General features: G+C 48.3%; 12 protein-coding genes. 5 read left to right on the forward strand and 7 right to left on the reverse strand.

Features of this window, described 5'->3' with window-relative positions; genetic code table 11:
- Nucleotides 1-74 precede the first annotated feature (74 nt).
- Nucleotides 75-2753 carry a sigma-54-dependent transcriptional regulator gene (locus HP398_RS31395; RefSeq protein WP_017252566.1) on the reverse strand — a complete coding sequence of 893 codons (2679 nt, stop codon included), beginning with the start codon at nucleotides 2751-2753 and terminating at the stop codon, nucleotides 75-77.
- A 256-nt stretch (nucleotides 2754-3009) separates the two neighbouring features.
- On the opposite strand from HP398_RS31395, the gene HP398_RS19345 reads away from it, so the two are divergent.
- The 4 genes from HP398_RS19345 to lplT all read left to right on the forward strand — a co-directional run bounded on the left by HP398_RS19345 (nucleotide 3010) and on the right by lplT (nucleotide 8453).
- The gene (locus HP398_RS19345) at nucleotides 3010-4389 is read left to right on the forward strand and encodes a HAMP domain-containing sensor histidine kinase (protein WP_017252567.1); all 1380 of its coding nucleotides are present in this window, start codon (nucleotides 3010-3012) and stop codon (nucleotides 4387-4389) included.
- 17 nt (nucleotides 4390-4406) lie between these two features.
- Nucleotides 4407-5045 carry a response regulator gene (locus HP398_RS19350; RefSeq protein WP_173623404.1) on the forward strand — a complete coding sequence of 213 codons (639 nt, stop codon included), beginning with the start codon at nucleotides 4407-4409 and terminating at the stop codon, nucleotides 5043-5045.
- Between the two features lie 107 nt (nucleotides 5046-5152).
- Entirely contained in the window at nucleotides 5153-7261 is a 2109-nt protein-coding gene (locus tag HP398_RS19355; RefSeq protein ID WP_173623405.1) for an AMP-binding protein, read from the forward strand.
- A 1-nt stretch (nucleotide 7262) separates the two neighbouring features.
- Nucleotides 7263-8453 carry a lysophospholipid transporter LplT gene (gene lplT / locus HP398_RS19360; RefSeq protein ID WP_069849832.1) on the forward strand — a complete coding sequence of 397 codons (1191 nt, stop codon included), beginning with the start codon at nucleotides 7263-7265 and terminating at the stop codon, nucleotides 8451-8453.
- A 69-nt stretch (nucleotides 8454-8522) separates the two neighbouring features.
- Here lplT and HP398_RS19365 read toward each other — a convergent pair whose 3' ends face one another.
- Both HP398_RS19365 and recQ read right to left on the reverse strand, forming a co-directional pair.
- Complete coding sequence (locus tag HP398_RS19365; protein ID WP_483297073.1) at nucleotides 8523-10466, reverse strand: bifunctional metallophosphatase/5'-nucleotidase; 1944 nt, start codon at nucleotides 10464-10466, stop codon at nucleotides 8523-8525.
- Nucleotides 10467-10665: 199 nt separating this feature from the next.
- The gene (recQ, locus tag HP398_RS19370; protein ID WP_017252572.1) at nucleotides 10666-12441 is read right to left on the reverse strand and encodes a DNA helicase RecQ; all 1776 of its coding nucleotides are present in this window, start codon (nucleotides 12439-12441) and stop codon (nucleotides 10666-10668) included.
- A gap of 93 nt (nucleotides 12442-12534) precedes the next feature.
- On the opposite strand from recQ, the gene HP398_RS19375 reads away from it, so the two are divergent.
- Complete coding sequence (locus HP398_RS19375; RefSeq protein WP_173623406.1) at nucleotides 12535-12726, forward strand: hypothetical protein; 192 nt, start codon at nucleotides 12535-12537, stop codon at nucleotides 12724-12726.
- 113 nt (nucleotides 12727-12839) lie between these two features.
- Here HP398_RS19375 and HP398_RS19380 read toward each other — a convergent pair whose 3' ends face one another.
- The 4 genes from HP398_RS19380 to HP398_RS19395 all read right to left on the reverse strand — a co-directional run bounded on the left by HP398_RS19380 (nucleotide 12840) and on the right by HP398_RS19395 (nucleotide 16141).
- Nucleotides 12840-13385, reverse strand: coding sequence for a VanZ family protein (locus HP398_RS19380; RefSeq protein ID WP_173623407.1), 546 nt, complete (start codon nucleotides 13383-13385; stop codon nucleotides 12840-12842).
- The gene (locus tag HP398_RS19385; protein WP_173623408.1) at nucleotides 13378-14238 is read right to left on the reverse strand and encodes a D-alanyl-D-alanine carboxypeptidase family protein; all 861 of its coding nucleotides are present in this window, start codon (nucleotides 14236-14238) and stop codon (nucleotides 13378-13380) included. Before HP398_RS19385 ends, HP398_RS19380 begins: the two co-directional genes overlap by 8 nt.
- 114 nt (nucleotides 14239-14352) lie before the next feature.
- Nucleotides 14353-15462, reverse strand: a complete 1110-nt coding sequence (locus HP398_RS19390; protein ID WP_173623409.1) for a sensor histidine kinase — start codon at nucleotides 15460-15462, stop codon at nucleotides 14353-14355.
- On the reverse strand, nucleotides 15452-16141 hold the full coding sequence (locus HP398_RS19395) for a response regulator transcription factor (RefSeq protein WP_211434902.1): 690 nt from the start codon (nucleotides 16139-16141) through the stop codon (nucleotides 15452-15454). The genes HP398_RS19390 and HP398_RS19395 overlap by 11 nt, the downstream gene beginning before the upstream one ends.
- Between the last annotated feature and the right edge of the window lie 60 nt (nucleotides 16142-16201).

A 16201-nucleotide genomic window follows, 5' to 3' on the forward strand; every position in this document is an offset into this window, starting at 1 on the left:
CCCTATTAGTGTTTTTATGTAAGCGCTGTAGTGTTTTGTTTTGAAGGTGGAAAAATCAAAAAACAAAACACTGGTTACGCCAGTGTTTTGTTGTGTATAAAGAAATTCATGATAAAACAAACGTCATCTTCGCTGATCGCGACCTCATACTTGTCTTCCAGCGGCAATAATTCATGTCGGATTAAGCTGTACAGCTTGCGGTTCTCCAGCAAAAAACTATCTTTTTGAATATACGCTACGGATTGCGTTCCTGCTTTCAAGCGATCAACCAGGCAGCAGATGTGCAGGTACGCCCCAATTCGCGTGTCAAAAACCAAAGAATTGTTCAGTCGCTCTTCCATACGGCCGACACACATCCTCACGTCAGCGAGAACATCTTGTCCCTCTACCATTTGCAAATGCTCCCCCAGCGACTCTTGCATCTTCAGATAGGCCTCTTCCAGATCGATCACTTTCTGGATGTCAGCCATCGCCTCTCCGTTCAAAACATCGTCCATGCTATGGTGACGCAATTCACGATCGAGAATGTAATTGCTCACCACGAAGAGAATTTTCCTCTCCTCCTTGATTTTTCGAAGCTGATTGCGGGCTTGTGCCTTATCGATCAGTTGCAGCGGCACAAATTCTAGCAGGTTATCATCGTACCTGAGCCTCGATTCCAGCAGCTTTTTCAAAAACAAGGCACTACCTTCCCCAGACAGGCAGGCTGCGACGATCGTCAGCGCGGGAACATGCTTTTGTACCTGCTCTTTCGGCTGCTCCTCCCGCTGGTAGAGCGAAATGCCCAAGACATCTCGGTAAACATCCTCCAGTGAATGACCGAGCATGGCCTTTCGAGTGGCCTCAATCACATGTGGCGTGCTGACCATCGGAATGACCTTGACTGGGATTCCGATCTCCCGCTCGATGATCTCGCCAAAGCCGAGCAGCGACCCCATATCTACGAGCAACAGCAGTCCAGCCTTGCTCCCGATCTCTCTGGCTACTTTCAGTGCTTTTTCCAAAACACTCATGGAATCTTCTTCGAGCGGCAGATCGATGGCTCTCGCATATTGTGTGACTAGCAATCGGTTCGTCACATCGACCATCGCTGTCGCGCCACCGCTGCCGTGCGTAATAACGAGCACCCCAATTGTTTCCCGCTCTTCCTCCATGCTGACATCGTCGAGCACGAAAAACATGGTCAAATATCCAGCCTCACCAATCGGCAGATCCATGAGTATCGCTTCTTCTATCATGCGCACGCACTCTAGCGCCACAGCAAACTCTTTCTTGTATTTGATTCGCACATGGTTGATTTGCGGATTTACGATCTGCTTGCCTTGTGCGAGGCGCTCCTTCGACGTCTGAATATGCAGCGCGAGACCAAAGATCACCTTCTGGCTCAATATCTTCTCCAGCTTGGCCTCTGCGAAGCGGACGATCTCTTCCACGAGGTGAATGATGAACGGGTCGATAATCCGGGCCATGTCGCCCTTGTTCACGCGTTGGTGGACACCTTTGATAAAGGTCGTAAAATAATTCTCGATGTCAAACTCCAATTCTTCCTCACTCACACCGAGGTTTTGCAGTTCATATATTTTTTGCTCGATTTTTTCATAGACACTGTCCGTCGTATCCTCTGTTTCTCGCCCGATCCAGATACCCTCTTTTGATGGCTGCACGACATAGCAATTGTGCTCCGTCCCAATGATTTCATCTAGCTCCTGCTTGTAATCCTTCACCAAAAGCAGCCCTTGCTTGACATGATGCGGCAGGTCCTGAACCGATACGTGCAGCTGATTCTTTTTTAACGAAATGAATTCGGCATAGGCGCTGGCGCAGGTGAGCTGAATATCCGTTTTTAACTGCCCTATGTTATTCGGGCAGTGATAGCATAAGAATGCCTGCACAGCATTGGCCGATATCTGAATCTCTCTCCCCAATCGAAAAGCTTCTTCTTGAAAAATTTCCATCGTAATACTAAAACGCTCTTCCAAGCCACGCTCAACCAAAGAGGGCAGCTTGATGACCATGGGAATGCGCCTCATAAACGTTTTTAAGAGACTCGACTCCGGATTTTCTGTCGTGGCCATCACAATCTGGACGTGAGCCGTCCGCTCCATCTCTGTTTCCCCTACGCGGCGGAATATGCCCTTATCCATAAAGGTAAAAAAGATTTCCTGTCCTTCCGCTGGCAGCCGATGTACTTCATCGAGAAATAGAATGCCACCGTCTGCCTTTTCCACTAGTCCTTTGCGGTCCATCTCCGCTCCAGTGTACGCCCCTTTTTTGACTCCGAACAATTGACTGATCAAGAGCTGGGGGTTGTTAGCATAATCGGCACAGTTAAAAATCACGAAAGGAGCATGCTTATCCAGGCGTCCAATATCAACGGCAAACTCGTGAATCATCCCAGCAAACCACGATTTGCCCACACCGGTTTCTCCCAAAATCAAGCAATGCATCCCTCGCGGCGGATACAAGACGGCCGCCTTTGCCTGCTCAATACGCGTGATCAGGCTCTTGTTGGTTTTCGCCAGTCTGTCCAGCGATGTCTCCGCCAAATAGAGCGAATCGTTTTCTTGCTTGGCAAAAAACAGCGTCGGACGCCCTTCTTCCTTCTCGATTCGGCCTTCCTTCCACAAACGGTTCAAATCACTGCTCACATTCGCTCGACTCAAGCCAAGCCGATCAGCCAACTCTGAAGCGCTTACTTTTTTATCAGGACCAGCGTCTACTAACGTCTGGAATATTAAATCTAATCGTTTCACTCTATCACCCGCCGTTGAATAGATAGAAAGTCACGAAACTCACAACCAATCCTTTTCATTTCCACGAATATTTGGAAAAACCTGCTTTCCTATGAATATGATGGGCATATATACATGCGATTTCGAAGATTACGGATAGCTATGTATATTCTGAATATAAACACCTGCATGCTTGTCCATCCTTTAATTTTTCCGTGTCCTTTGACTTATGTACGATATAATAGATAAATAATGTTTGACAGGAGATAGCAAATCCATGATGGTTTTCATCTTGTTTACCATATGGGCATTAGGTCTGTTCGTTCTGTTCACAGACCCGAAACGAACGTCGATCCGCTGGGCTTGTGCGACTGCCTTTGTTGGGGCTGGGGGCTTTATCTCAGGCGTGATTGACGAGACGATCATGCCCTATTTTGCAGATTACCTGGCCGCAAAGCCCGGGACCACGAACACCCTGATATTGGTGAGCCGCATCTCTTCTTTTGTTTGCCAAGTGGGTTTGCCGTACACGTTTCTCATGTTTGCCGTACACTCAGCTGAATTTTTGTCTCGCAAAGTAAAGCTGACGATACAATACGCTGCTCTTCTCATGCCGCTTGGGATGCTTTGGATTACACCCATTTATCCCGAGCTGCTTTTTAACTACTGGATTATGGTGGCATGGGTAATTCCGTTTTTTCTGTTCTCCTGTACGCTGCTTATCGTGCAGTACATGCGAGAAAAAGATCCACTCGTAAAAAAGAACAGCTTTTTCACGAACGTACTCATCATCATTCCGTTGTTTTTCGTCTTTATTTTCATCTATGTCATGCGTATCCAGAACGATTACGAAGCTTGGCGCTACAACATGGTCGTGGTCACAATCCAGTTTATCCTGATCGTTGCCATTAGTTTGAAATACGGCTTCCTTGGCGTCCGTCTCCGCGTAGAAAAACGACGTCTAGACAGTACCTTGCGCGCCTTGACTTCCGGTGCACAAATCATTAACCATACGATCAAAAATGAAGTAGGCAAAATCTCGCTATATGCCGACCGTATCGAGACATATGCAGATGAAACCAACCAGCCGTCGCTAAAAGAAGACGCGCTTGTCCTGATGCAATCCTCGCAGCATATGCTGGACATGATGAATCGGATTCAAAATCAGCTGCGGGACGTCGAGCTGCGCGAAGAACCATGTGACCCCGGCCAAATTATCGGGCAAGTCACACAAACTCTGACGCCCTACACCCTAAAACAACAGGTAGAAGTCGTTAGTGAATTAGACGAAACCCTTCGCTTATATGGCGATGGCGTACAACTGCGCGAAGTTATCACCAACTTGTGCATGAATGCGCTGGAAGCCATGAAGTCGGGCGGCAAGCTCCATCTTCAGCTATTTTTGTCCTACAAGCATCTCATCATCACTGTCGCGGACACAGGTACAGGCATTACCAAAGAGAACCTACCTCATGTACTCGATCCTTTTTTCTCGACAAAAAGGACGGGACAAAACTTTGGTCTTGGGCTCTCCTACTGCTACAATGTCATGCAAAAGCATCAGGGCCAACTGGAAATCTACAGTGAGCAAGGCAAAGGAACCACCGTTTTCCTGTTCTTCCCGAAAAAGCGCGTCATCACAAACGACTCTGAATAGCGAAAGGACGCTCACACATGAATCCAATCAGGGTATTTTTAGTAGAGGACGACCCGGTCTGGCGCAAAGGTCTCATTGACTTCCTGAACAAAGAACCGGATCTCACCGTAGTAGGGGAAGCCGGGTTCAAAGCAGAAGCAATCGAGCGCTTTTTGCCTGCCAAAGCGGATGTCGTCCTGATGGACATTAACTTGACCGAGAACAATCTGGACGGGATCGAGACAGCAATCGAATTCATGGCACTCCAAGCTGACAGTAAAATCATCATGCTCACCTCTCTGACAGACGAGGCAGTAATCGTGGAATCCTTCTCAGCGGGTGCCGTCAACTACATCAGCAAATCTAGCTTCAAGGAAATACCCGATGCCATCCGTGCTGCTCACAACAGCCAATCTGCCATTCACCCTACGGCAGCTGCGGCACTGCGCAACGAATTTTTGCGTTTGAAAAACGATGAAAATCAAAAGCTGTTATCTCCCGCAGAAAGGGACATCCTACAACTAATCCACCAAGGTCAGACGCAAACGCAGATTGAACAATCTCTCCACATCACGAAGCGTACGATCAAAAATCACATCAACCGAATCCTGAAAAAAATGGGCGTCAAAACAAGCAAGGAAGCGGCCGCAAAAGCCAGCCAAAAAAAGCTATTCTAGGTCTTATTACCAGGTACCAATAAATGTTGGTACTTTTTTTACATGCTCCACTCCTTACAATAAAAGCTATAGAGCAACGAATTATCCTTTGTAAAGGTGTGGTCCACATGGCCCTTATTTATTCTTTCTTGAAAATGATTTTAATGCTGTGGTTTCGCCCTCGTGTACTTGGACTCTCCAAAATCGACTTGTCGAAGCCATCTCTTATCACTCCCAATCACGTCTCCTTGCTAGATGCGGTACTCCTATCCTTTTGCTTGCCAAAAGAAGCGACCTTTGTCGTCAACACGGAGATCGCCAAGCGGTTTGCGTTTTTCCTCCGCTTCCGCAAGCATATCGCGATCGATCCTCTCAACCCGTACTCCATCCGCCACATGCTCCGCGTCCTCCGCAACGGACAGACGCTGGTGATTTTTCCAGAAGGTCGGATCACGACGACGGGCGGCATCATGAAAATCTACAGCGGTGTCGGCTATCTCGCTCTACGTACTGGCGTACCAGTTTACCCGATCATCATTAATGGCCTGGAACGTTCGATCTTCTCCTATTTGAAAGGTAAGCTGAAGCTCTCCTGGTTCCCGGATGTGACCATGACAGTAGGCACTCCGTTCACTATCGAGCGCGATCAAAACCTGTCCATGCGCGAACAAAAAGCCTCGGCCAATGATCGTATCCTGCGTATTCTCCAAGAAGGCCTGTTTGAGAGCCGGATGAAGCAAAACGTGAATCTGTTTGATGAAGTTCTCGAAGCAGCTCGCCTGAATGGTGCAAAAATGGAAATCGCCAAGGACTTGACGTCATCGATCGACTACAAGACCTTGTTAATCGGCAGTTACTTACTCGGCAACAAATTGCAGCCGATGCTCTTGGGGAAGCCCGTTGTCGGTATATTTCTTCCCAATTCGGTAGGCCATCTCGTAACGCTGCTATCGTTGTTCCGCATCGGGACCACTCCAGCCATCCTGAACTTTTCACTCGGCATTCGTTCGCTTCTGGATTGCTGTGAGACCGCCCATATCGATACGATCCTGACGTCGCGCGTATTCATTGAAAAAGGGAAGTTAGAGCACATCATCGCAGGTCTTTCACCGAGCATGAAAATTATTTATCTCGAGGATTTGAAAGCATCAGCGACTGCTTTTGACAAAGTGTCCGCACTCTTCTCTTATTTGTGGAAGAAAAAAGCTTCGGCTACTACGAACGAGCTGATCCTTTTTACTTCCGGCAGTGAGAGCAAGCCAAAAGGTGTCGTACTCACGCATACCAACCTGTACGCGAATATCCAACAGGTTACCTGTACAATCGATATTACGAGTCGCGACAAGTTTTTCAATGCGCTACCAATGTTCCATAGCTTTGGACTAACTGTAGGAACGCTTGTGCCAGTCATCAAAGGAATTCCAGTCTTTCTGTATCCAAGTCCGCTGCATTACAAGGCGATTTCGGAATTGGTTTATGATCAAAATGCGACGATCCTCTTCGGAACCTCGACCTTTATGGCTGGTTACGGACGCATGGCTCATCCTTACAACTTCTACTCCTTGCGCTACGTATTTGCAGGAGCAGAAAAACTAAAGGACGATGTGCGCAAGCTGTGGATGGAAAAGTTCGGTGTACGGATTTTTGAAGGCTATGGGGCAACGGAAACAGCTCCGATCCTGTCGCTCAACACCCCGCTGGCTAACAAACCAGGAACCGTCGGTCGTTTGATGCCAGGAATGTCCGCCAAGCTGGGAGCAGTCGAAGGAATCGATGCTGGTGGAGAGCTTTTGGTGAAGGGTCCGAACGTCATGAAGGGTTATATGATTCACGGAAAAGGCTTTGTCCCCGCTGAGGAATGGTACCACACAGGTGATTTGGTTACAGCTGACAAGGACGGCTTTCTCAGCATCCAATCCCGCCTGAAGCGCTTCGCTAAAATCGGCGGCGAGATGGTTTCGCTCAATCTGGTTGAAGAACTGGCTATGCAATGCTTCGGACACTCTGGTTTTGCTGCAATCAACGTGAATGATCCGCGAAAAGGTGAGCGTGTCCTGCTATTTACCACAGATGAATCGGTTCAGCTGAGCCAATTGCGCGCGTATTTGACGGAAAAACAATACTCGCCATTGCTCATACCGGGTACGATGCAAGTCATCAAGGCTCTACCACTTCTCGGAAGCGGCAAAACGGATTACGTCAGCTTGAAACAACTAGCGGAGACTGGAGGAAAATGATGTGAATATACGATTAAAACCACTACAAGCTCTGTACTTCACTCAATTTCTATCGGCCTTTGCCGACAACATGATTTTGTTTGTCATCGCGAATCTGCTGCGGGAGAACGGTTTTTCTCCCGCGATGCTTGCACTCGTATCCATTTCATTCTTTCTCCCTTACGTTTTTCTCGCGCCACTGGTTGGGCCTTTTGCCGACAAGCATGCCAAGTCAATCGTGCTGGTGATTGGCAACCTGATTAAAGCGCTTGGTGTCGTCTTGCTGTTTTTCATTGACCAGTCGAGCATCATCATGCTGATGTTGTGTTATTTCACAGTTGGAGTCGGAGCGGTCGTGTATTCTCCGGCCAAGTACGGAATTTTGCCGGAGCTGACTCGAAATGAAGATGAACTGTTTCATGCGAATGCACGCATCGAAGCCTATACGATCTTTGCGATTCTCACAGGGATCGGTGGTGGTGGAGCCATCGCAAACATGACAGCGCCGCTTATCTCCTCAGGAATTTGTCTGCTGATCTATCTGCTGTCGCTCGGTATGACTTTCTTCATTCCGCGTATGAGAGGGAATTCATCGATTCGCTATGGGGCAGAAGCACGGCGCTTTTTCATCGACTTCCAGCACCTGATGAATCGCCCAGAAACGAGCTTTGCCCTGATTGGAACTGGAGCATTCTGGATGTCCTCTGCTGTCCTACGCGTGGCCGTACTCGCTTGGATTCCCCTCGCGCTTGGGATTAATCCGGAGAGCTTCTCTGTATCGCTGATTCTCGCAACGACATCCATCGGGATTATCGCCGGAGCTTTTCTCGCTCCCAAGCTCATTCCTTTGTCTCATTTCACTCGATCGCTGACATACGGATTCGGAATGTTTCTCATCATCGTGCTATTTCCTTGGGTGAGCGTCACTTTTATTGCCATCTGTTTACTGCTACTCGTCGGGTTCATGGGCGGCGTGTTCATTATCCCGATGAATACCGTCTTGCAGGATGAAGGCAAGCGGATGGTCGGCTCTGGAAAAACGATTGCGATTCAGAACTTCATCGAGAATCTGCTAATGGCAGTAGGCTCCGGCATTTACTACTTGATCACCTATATCGGTATCTCCATCTCTGGTGCGATTGTTGGTCAAGGACTGCTGCTGCTCGGGTTCCTGTTGTACTTGGTGAAGTATCGCAGAAGAATCGTTCGTTGACAGATTGGCGTCATAGAAAAAGAAAAAGCCGTGACTACTAGCGTCACGGCTTTCTTGCGTTCATCTCTGTTATTTCTTTTGCTGCGTTTTGGTTGGCGGTGTGACCGACTTTTCCGCAGCCTTTCTCGCTTCATTCAGTTGATGATAAAATTCGCCTTTGGTTTTGACGGTCGCCAACTTCGCTGCATCGACTTTTACTTTTGCAGACAGTTCGGCGATTTCTTCTTTGGTTACCGCGTCCTTGATGTTGATGGAAGCGATATTGGTGTATTTGCCATCTGCTGTTTTCGGAACGCTCAGAATGCCTGCATTGATCAGCTCTACGACGTCCTTGCGTTCAGGTGCAGTGGTATCCATACCTGTAATCTTCCAGTTATTTTGTACTTTTGGCTCGTAAACGCCCTTTTTCACTTCTTTCAGATACGCAATAGCGCGATTGCGGATCGTTCCACCCGTTTCACCAAACGCCGTATTGTCTTTGGAAGACCACAGTTGTTCGAACTTGCGTCCTTCCAACGCGCCACCTTTTGCCTGCAAAGCCTCCATCCGGTATGAGTTCATTCCGAGCTTCAAGGTATCTTCCGCTTTGATCGGAGTCTCATCGAGCTTGCGCAGGTTCGTGATGCGGCTGCCATATGGCTTCGTCAGGTCGATTTCGTATTTCACGCCACCGAAGAAATCGTTGGTGCTATATTTGGAAGCGCGGCGTTTTGGATCAAAGCTTACTGTCACGTCACCAGGGCGCGTGGAATTGAAATAGCCCACTGCCCATTCCATATAGTCCTTCAAGTCTTTTCCGGTTACTTTGTAAACAGTGATCTCGCCACCTGCGTATTGGTAGTTGTAGGCGATATCCTTTTTCTTGATCGGACCAACATCCAGCTTGGCTTTGTCATTGTCGATCTGGTGGGCAACCACGTCTGCTTTGCTATAGTAGAGCATCACTTCATGGAAAAAGTCAGATAGAGGCGTCTCCTGAATTTGAACCGTCGGGATGCCCTCGATCTCGTTTTTCGGTACCAGGTTCATGCCTTTGAGCTCTGCTACGACGATGTTGGCATCTGCACGTGCGAACTCATGGAAAGGCTTGAGCTTGGTCTCCAGCTCTGCATCGGATACCGCTGGTGTGCCATCTGCGCCTTTTACAGGGAGCGCTGTCGCTTCCTTGTTAGTCAGCACGAGCTTGCCATCTTTCTTTTCAAAGGTCAGGTCAATGCGGGAGATATGAGTAGCATATTTGTCTGGCTCGGAAATCAGGACCCCGTTGATCTCTTCCTTTTTCACAAGCTTGTGCATGTGACCTGCAAAAATCGCGGTCAGTTCTGGAACGGCGTTCGCGATATCTGCTACACCCGTACCCGGAATTCCGTTTTCATTCTCGATGCCCATGTGCATGAGACCGATCATGACGTCTACTTTGCCTTCCAACTCTTTTACAGCTTTCTTGGTTTCTTCTACCGGGTTTTTGATCACGAGGCCATCCAGATGATCGGTACCTTTTTCAAAATCGGTAATCATCGGCGTATTCATCCCAATGACGCCGATTTTTACACCTGCGCGTTCAATGATCGTGTACGCTGGCAAGAAACGCTCGCCATTTTCTTTATAAATGTTCCCTGCCAAAACAGAGCCTTTGTATTGGCTACTAACCTTATCCAATACATCGAGCCCAAAATTAAATTCATGATTGCCAAAAGCCCATGCGTCATAGTTCATTTCGTTCATCGCGACCATGATAGGAGACTGCGGTTGGTCGTTGAAAAGCTCTGCCGAGTTGTCTTGGATCGAATCACCTGCATCCAGCAACACCGTGTTCGGATTTTCTTTGCGAATCTCTTTAATCATCGTGAACAGCTGCGTCATGCTGCCATTTTGATTCGGGCCATCCAAAGCATAATCCCACGGCATGAATCGTCCGTGAATATCAGATGTACCCAGCAGTGTAATTTTGGTTGGTGTTTCTGCGGCCTTTACCGGTGCGGCGATCCCCATCATCGCACTGCCTAGCACCATGGTTGTAAGTGCTACACTTAATAAGCCCTTCGCTAGTTTTTTCATGTTTTCCCCTCTGTCTCTCTTAATCTGTCAATGCCCCTCGATGGTGTTGCTCTTATTGTCCTCCTATTCTATTATGTAAGAAAATTCTGGGTTGCTATCTAACTATAGCAGGCATATGAAAGGAAAAATAGCAAAAAAAGCCGTGACGTAAATGTCACGACTTGATCGCTGCATAGTTCTGCAAACACTCCAGAAAGAGCTCCCCGTACTTCTCAAATTTCGCCTCGCCTACTCCTTTGATCTTGAGCATGGCCTGTTTGTCAGTCGGGCAAACGCTGCTCATTTCCTTCAAGGTACTGTCTGGGAAAATCACGTATGGTGGTACTTTTTGTCGCGTCGAGATTTCCTTGCGCAACGCGCGCAGGTGCTCGAACAACTCGTCATCCTCTGTCAGCTGAACAGGACGTATCGAGATTTTTTGTACGACGCGCTCTTCGCCCCGCAGAACAGGCAATGCCCGCTCCCCCAGCTTGACGATTGGATATTGGCTCTCCGTTACTTGCAAATATCCTTCGGCAATGAGGAGCTGGATCAAGTCTGCGATCTCTTTTTCCTTGTATTCCTTCATCAAACCGTAGGTAGGCAACTGATCGAAGGAAAACTGGGTGACCTTTTTATTCTTGGAGCCTTTCAGTACCTGCGCGACGAGTGCGGCACCGAAGCGCTCTCTCATACGTTTGACGCAGGAGAAAATCTTCTGCGCTTCAAGTGTAATATCGGACAGCTCTGTCTCATCCGTGCAGTTTCCGCAGCGCCCGCACGCGGCAGCATCTATTTCGCCGAAGTATTGCACGATGTTTTGTTGCAAGCAGCGCGGCGTCCGGCAATAGTCGATCATTGCGTACAGCTTTTTGTATTCCAACTCCTTGCGTTCGTCCAGCACTTGATTCTGCTCGATGAAAAACGTTTGCGTCTGGATATCCTGTGGCTGAAACAGTAGAATACACTCACTTGGCTCCCCATCACGTCCCGCACGGCCTGCTTCTTGGTAATACGCCTCCAGGTTTTTCGGCATGTTGTAATGAATGACGTAGCGCACATTGGACTTGTCGATGCCCATCCCAAATGCATTGGTCGCGACCATCGTACGGACGTCATCAAACAGGAATGCTTCCTGGTTGGCTGCACGCTCCTCCTCCGTCAGTCCTGCATGGTATTTGGTCACAGCAAAGCCACGCTTGTCCAAATCTGCATGCAAGGCGTCCACGTCTTTTCTCGTTGCCGCATAAATAATGCCAGCCTGCTGTTTATTCGCCCGCAAGTACGCCTGGATGAATTCTCGACGGTTCTCTCCCTTGCGTACAGACAAGATGAGATTGTCTCTGCCAAACCCTGTGATAAAAAGGCGTTCGTCCTTTAATTCTAGCTGTCGCTTGATGTCCTCGGTTACCTCTGGAGTCGCTGTCGCCGTCAAGGCTGCGACGATCGGGCGCTGTGGCAAGGATTGAAGAAAACGAGCAATTGCCAAATAGCTCGGACGGAAATCGTGCCCCCACTGCGAAACGCAATGCGCTTCGTCCACTGCCACAAACGAGATCGGTACATCTTGAATCAGGTTTTGGAACGCTTCGGATTCCAATCGCTCTGGGGCGATATACAACAGCTTGTACTCTCCTCGCGCCGCCATACGGAGTCGATCGCGAACCTCGCTATAATCCAGTGAGCTGTTAATTTGAGTGGCGGGAATGCCCATGCTGACTAGCACGTCGACTTGATCTTTCATCAGCGAGATGAGTGGGGAGATCACGATGGTTACTCCTTCTTGGAGCATTGCTGGCACTTGATAGCAGATCGATTTCCCGCCACCTGTTGGCATGATGCCTACGGTATCATGTCCGGCTAACAGGCTCGTGATGATTTTCTTCTGGCCTTCCCGAAATGATTCGTAGCCAAAGTACTTTCGTAAAATCTCTTGCGCTTTATCTAACAAAGAGAATCACCTTCTCTTTCGATATGAATTTTCAATGGTTTTCTATTAGTGTAAACATAGGCATTAGGACAAAACAAGAGGGGACTGGTTTGTTTGAGTCAACATTGTGGAGGAGAAGAAAAAGCACAGTTCTCTTCGACTCTGACACGCCAGCGTGGGGGATTGACTGTCCGTCTACACTTCAAAAAGGGGACCGTCGAGCCAAAGCCACCCTACGGGCGGAAGGTTCTCAAAGAAGAAGTGTTCGACAAGCGTGGTCCCCTTTTTGAAGTTCCGACTGGGTAGGCGTTGTCAAGGTCTACGAGCCCTGTGCTTTTTCTTCTCACCGGCTTTGTTGGTTCATCCATACCTTTTCAAAAATAGTAAAAAAAGCACCACATGGGTGCCTTATAAGTAGACTACGAAGTTACTGAAATGATGAACCGTTTTTTCTGTATTACCCAAATGAACAAGTACACGATATATCCGATCATCCCGCCCGCTGTGTTCAAGAGCAGGTCATCGACATCAAACGTTCCTACATTCATCACGAGTTGTGTCAGCTCCACACCGAGGCTTAACAGCAGGGATAGCAGGGTGACTCTGAACAGTGAGCCAGCTTTTTTTGGAAACAGGAGTGGCAGCAGAAATCCTAGCGGCATGAAGGCGATCACGTTGCCTACGAAGTTCACCGCACTATGCCAGCTTTGGTAATTTCGAATCGATCTGACATAGTTTTCGATTTCATGAAACGGCACCAAATTACTTTGGTAACGCAACCGCTTCACAATCACAGACGGATCGCTCCAAATGATTTTCCACTGATCTACTAGCAAGCTGGTATCCAAACTGCCGAATTTAAAAAGCAGTATTTTCACGACGAGAAACAAGTAAAGGGCAAACACTGCATAACCAGCAATAGCAAGCAGCTCTGTCGGTCTCTCCATTTTTTGCACGTTATCCATTGTCAAACCCTCTCTCCATCAGTTTTTTTGTCTCTGTAAAACGAGTGACACCTTCTTCAGCGCCCATCACGACGGAAATGAGCCGCTTGTCCCCCCGCTTCGCTGTAGCCGTGAAAGAGTACCCCGCAGCATTGGTATCACCCGTTTTGAGCCCATCTAGCCCTGCGATACTCCAATCAGCGTTTGCCCCATCGAGCATGAGGTTTGTATGGGTTGGCTCGACCGTCCATTTGACAATATCGGGGAAGTCGTTGAGCAAGTGGTACGCGAGCATTCCTACATCGCGAGCCGTCATTTCATTTTGCCCATTTCCAGTATCCAATCCGGTCGCATTCACAAACGAGGAGGACCTCAGATTCAGCTCGGCTGCCTTTAAATTCATTTGTTCCGCAAAGGCAGTTGTGCTGCCTGCCAAATACTCGCCGATTGCCACCGCTGCATTGTTTGCAGAGCCAATCGCCATCGCTTCATACAAGTCTTTTATCGGATAGGCTTCTCCTGCGACAAGATGGACCCGTGCTCCCCCAGTCGCAGCCGCATTCTCCGATACGACGATCTCGTCGTCCCAATCGACTCGCTCTTCCTTAATGGCTTCGAGGAGCATATATTCGGTCATCATTTTTGACATGCTTGCTACCGGGTAAGGCGTATCCGCATTTTGTGCGTACATGATTTCTCCTGTCTGGCTATCCAACAGAATCGCTGCCTGTGCATCGACCTTCTCGTATGTTTTTGCCGTTAGCGTAATAGGTCCTTGGAATTTCCAATCTGCTTCTACTGCATCTGAATCGCGCAAAAGCGTCAACCCGACGAATATGGTCAGCATGAGCAAAGCCCATGTTGTTTTCCTCATAAAAAAAGCCCTCCTACACCTGCAAAAACAAAGGCTGTAACCTTCATGCAGTCAGGATAGACTTTTGGATTAAAATAAACGGAAACGAAAGGTAAAGAAAAAGTAAAGCTTTTCTCAAAGGCTTGAAATTGTATGTGGGAGCCAAACCGTGAAGGTCGTCCATTCCTTTGTGCTTTCGACGGAAATGCTGCCTTGGTGCAGGTCGATGATGCTTTTAGCGATAGCGAGACCGAGACCCGAGCCTCCTGTCTCTTTCGAACGTGAACCCTCCACCCGAAAAAAACGTTCAAACAAGCTCGGCACATATTCAGCCGGGATCGGAGCACCGTTATTGGCGACAGAAATCGCGATACCATCTCCTTGCTGGAAGACGCGAATGACAATTTCCGTACCATCGCGTCCATATTTCACGGCGTTGGAAATAAGGTTTTCCAGAACCCGAACGAGCTTGTCGGTATCTCCTGCCATTTCAATTTTTTGATCAGGCGTATCTACGACTAAACGCAGCCCTGCCTCATTCGCTACGAGTCGAAAGCCTACCGATACTTGCTCAACCAGCTCTACCAAGTCAAACTCCGTTCGGTTTAAATACGCCCCGCGATTGCGGACCTTCGTGTACTCAAACAGATCATTGACGAGCACGTTCATCTGCTTTGCCTTCTCGTAGGCGATATGGGCGTAATGCTTGAGCTTCTCTTCGTCCTTGTATTTGTTCTGCTCAATCAGCCCCAGGTAGCCAATGATGGAGGTCAACGGCGTTCGCAGATCATGGGAAACGTTGGTGATCAGCTCATCCTTCGATTGTTCCAGCCGCCGCTCCTCCTCCATCGCATCCAAGGCGCTTTTGACCAGAGCATGGATGCTATCGACGACTTGGCCCAAGCTGCCGTTCGGACGAAGGGAAATCTGGTGATGATAATTTCCTTTTGCAATGAAATGCAGCTCGTTTATGATTTGCTCCATCTGCTTTTGTTCCAGGTACTTGCGGATACGAACGACAGACCACGCCACAAACATACCCGTCGCCAGCAAAATGATCGGGATTTTGAAGGAGTTGATATCGAAATTGATCCGCAATTTCCAGATGAACTCTCTGATTTGCGGGATGGTGTACAAATAGTTGTTGGCAAAAAAATCAGCCATCTGAAAAACAGCGTAGATGATCAAGAGGCCAAGTAGCAAATCGAACAGGATGCGGATAAAATCCTTGGCTCTAAGCTTCAATTTTATAACCGACCCCCCAGACCGTCTGTATCACCTTTTCGCCATTTGTCGCCTTCTCCAGCTTTTCCCGCAGGTTGCTGATGTGCACCATTACCGTCTTGTAGGAAACGAAATTCTCCATTTTCCAGCAACGGTCAAAAATTTCTTCCGAGCTGAATACTCGATTCGGATGACTTGCCAGAAGATGCAGGACGGAAAATTCCAATGCCGTCAGCTTGATCGGGGTGCCCTCTTTTGTCTGAACGAAGTGACTTTGCCTGTCGATAATTAACGGCCCCACCTCAATCACATGATCCTGTTTGCTTGCCTGCGTGTAGTTCGACCGTCGGAGGAGAGACTTGACCCTCGCAATCATTTCCAACGGATTAAACGGCTTCGCCACATAATCGTCTGCACCCGTCATCAAACCCAGGATTTTGTCCATATCATTCGTTTTGGCACTCGCCATCAGAATCGGGATGGTCGAGTTTTTTCGTATTCGCTTGGTAACTTCCAGCCCATCCAGATTGGGCATCATCACATCCAGAATGACGAGATCGATGGGCTTCTGCTCCAGTCTCTCCATCGCTTCCAGACCGTCAAAAGCCTTTTCGATCTCATATCCTTCGTTGCTCAAATAGATCGCCATCAGCTCTACAATCTCTTTGTCGTCATCTACAATCAAAATCCTCACGGACAAACACCTCCGAACTCGTGCATGGTAGATATAGATAGCATCACTATAACAAGAATTGTTAAA

This window comes from Brevibacillus sp. HB1.4B (assembly GCF_013284285.1).
Lineage (GTDB): Bacteria > Bacillota > Bacilli > Brevibacillales > Brevibacillaceae > Brevibacillus > Brevibacillus porteri.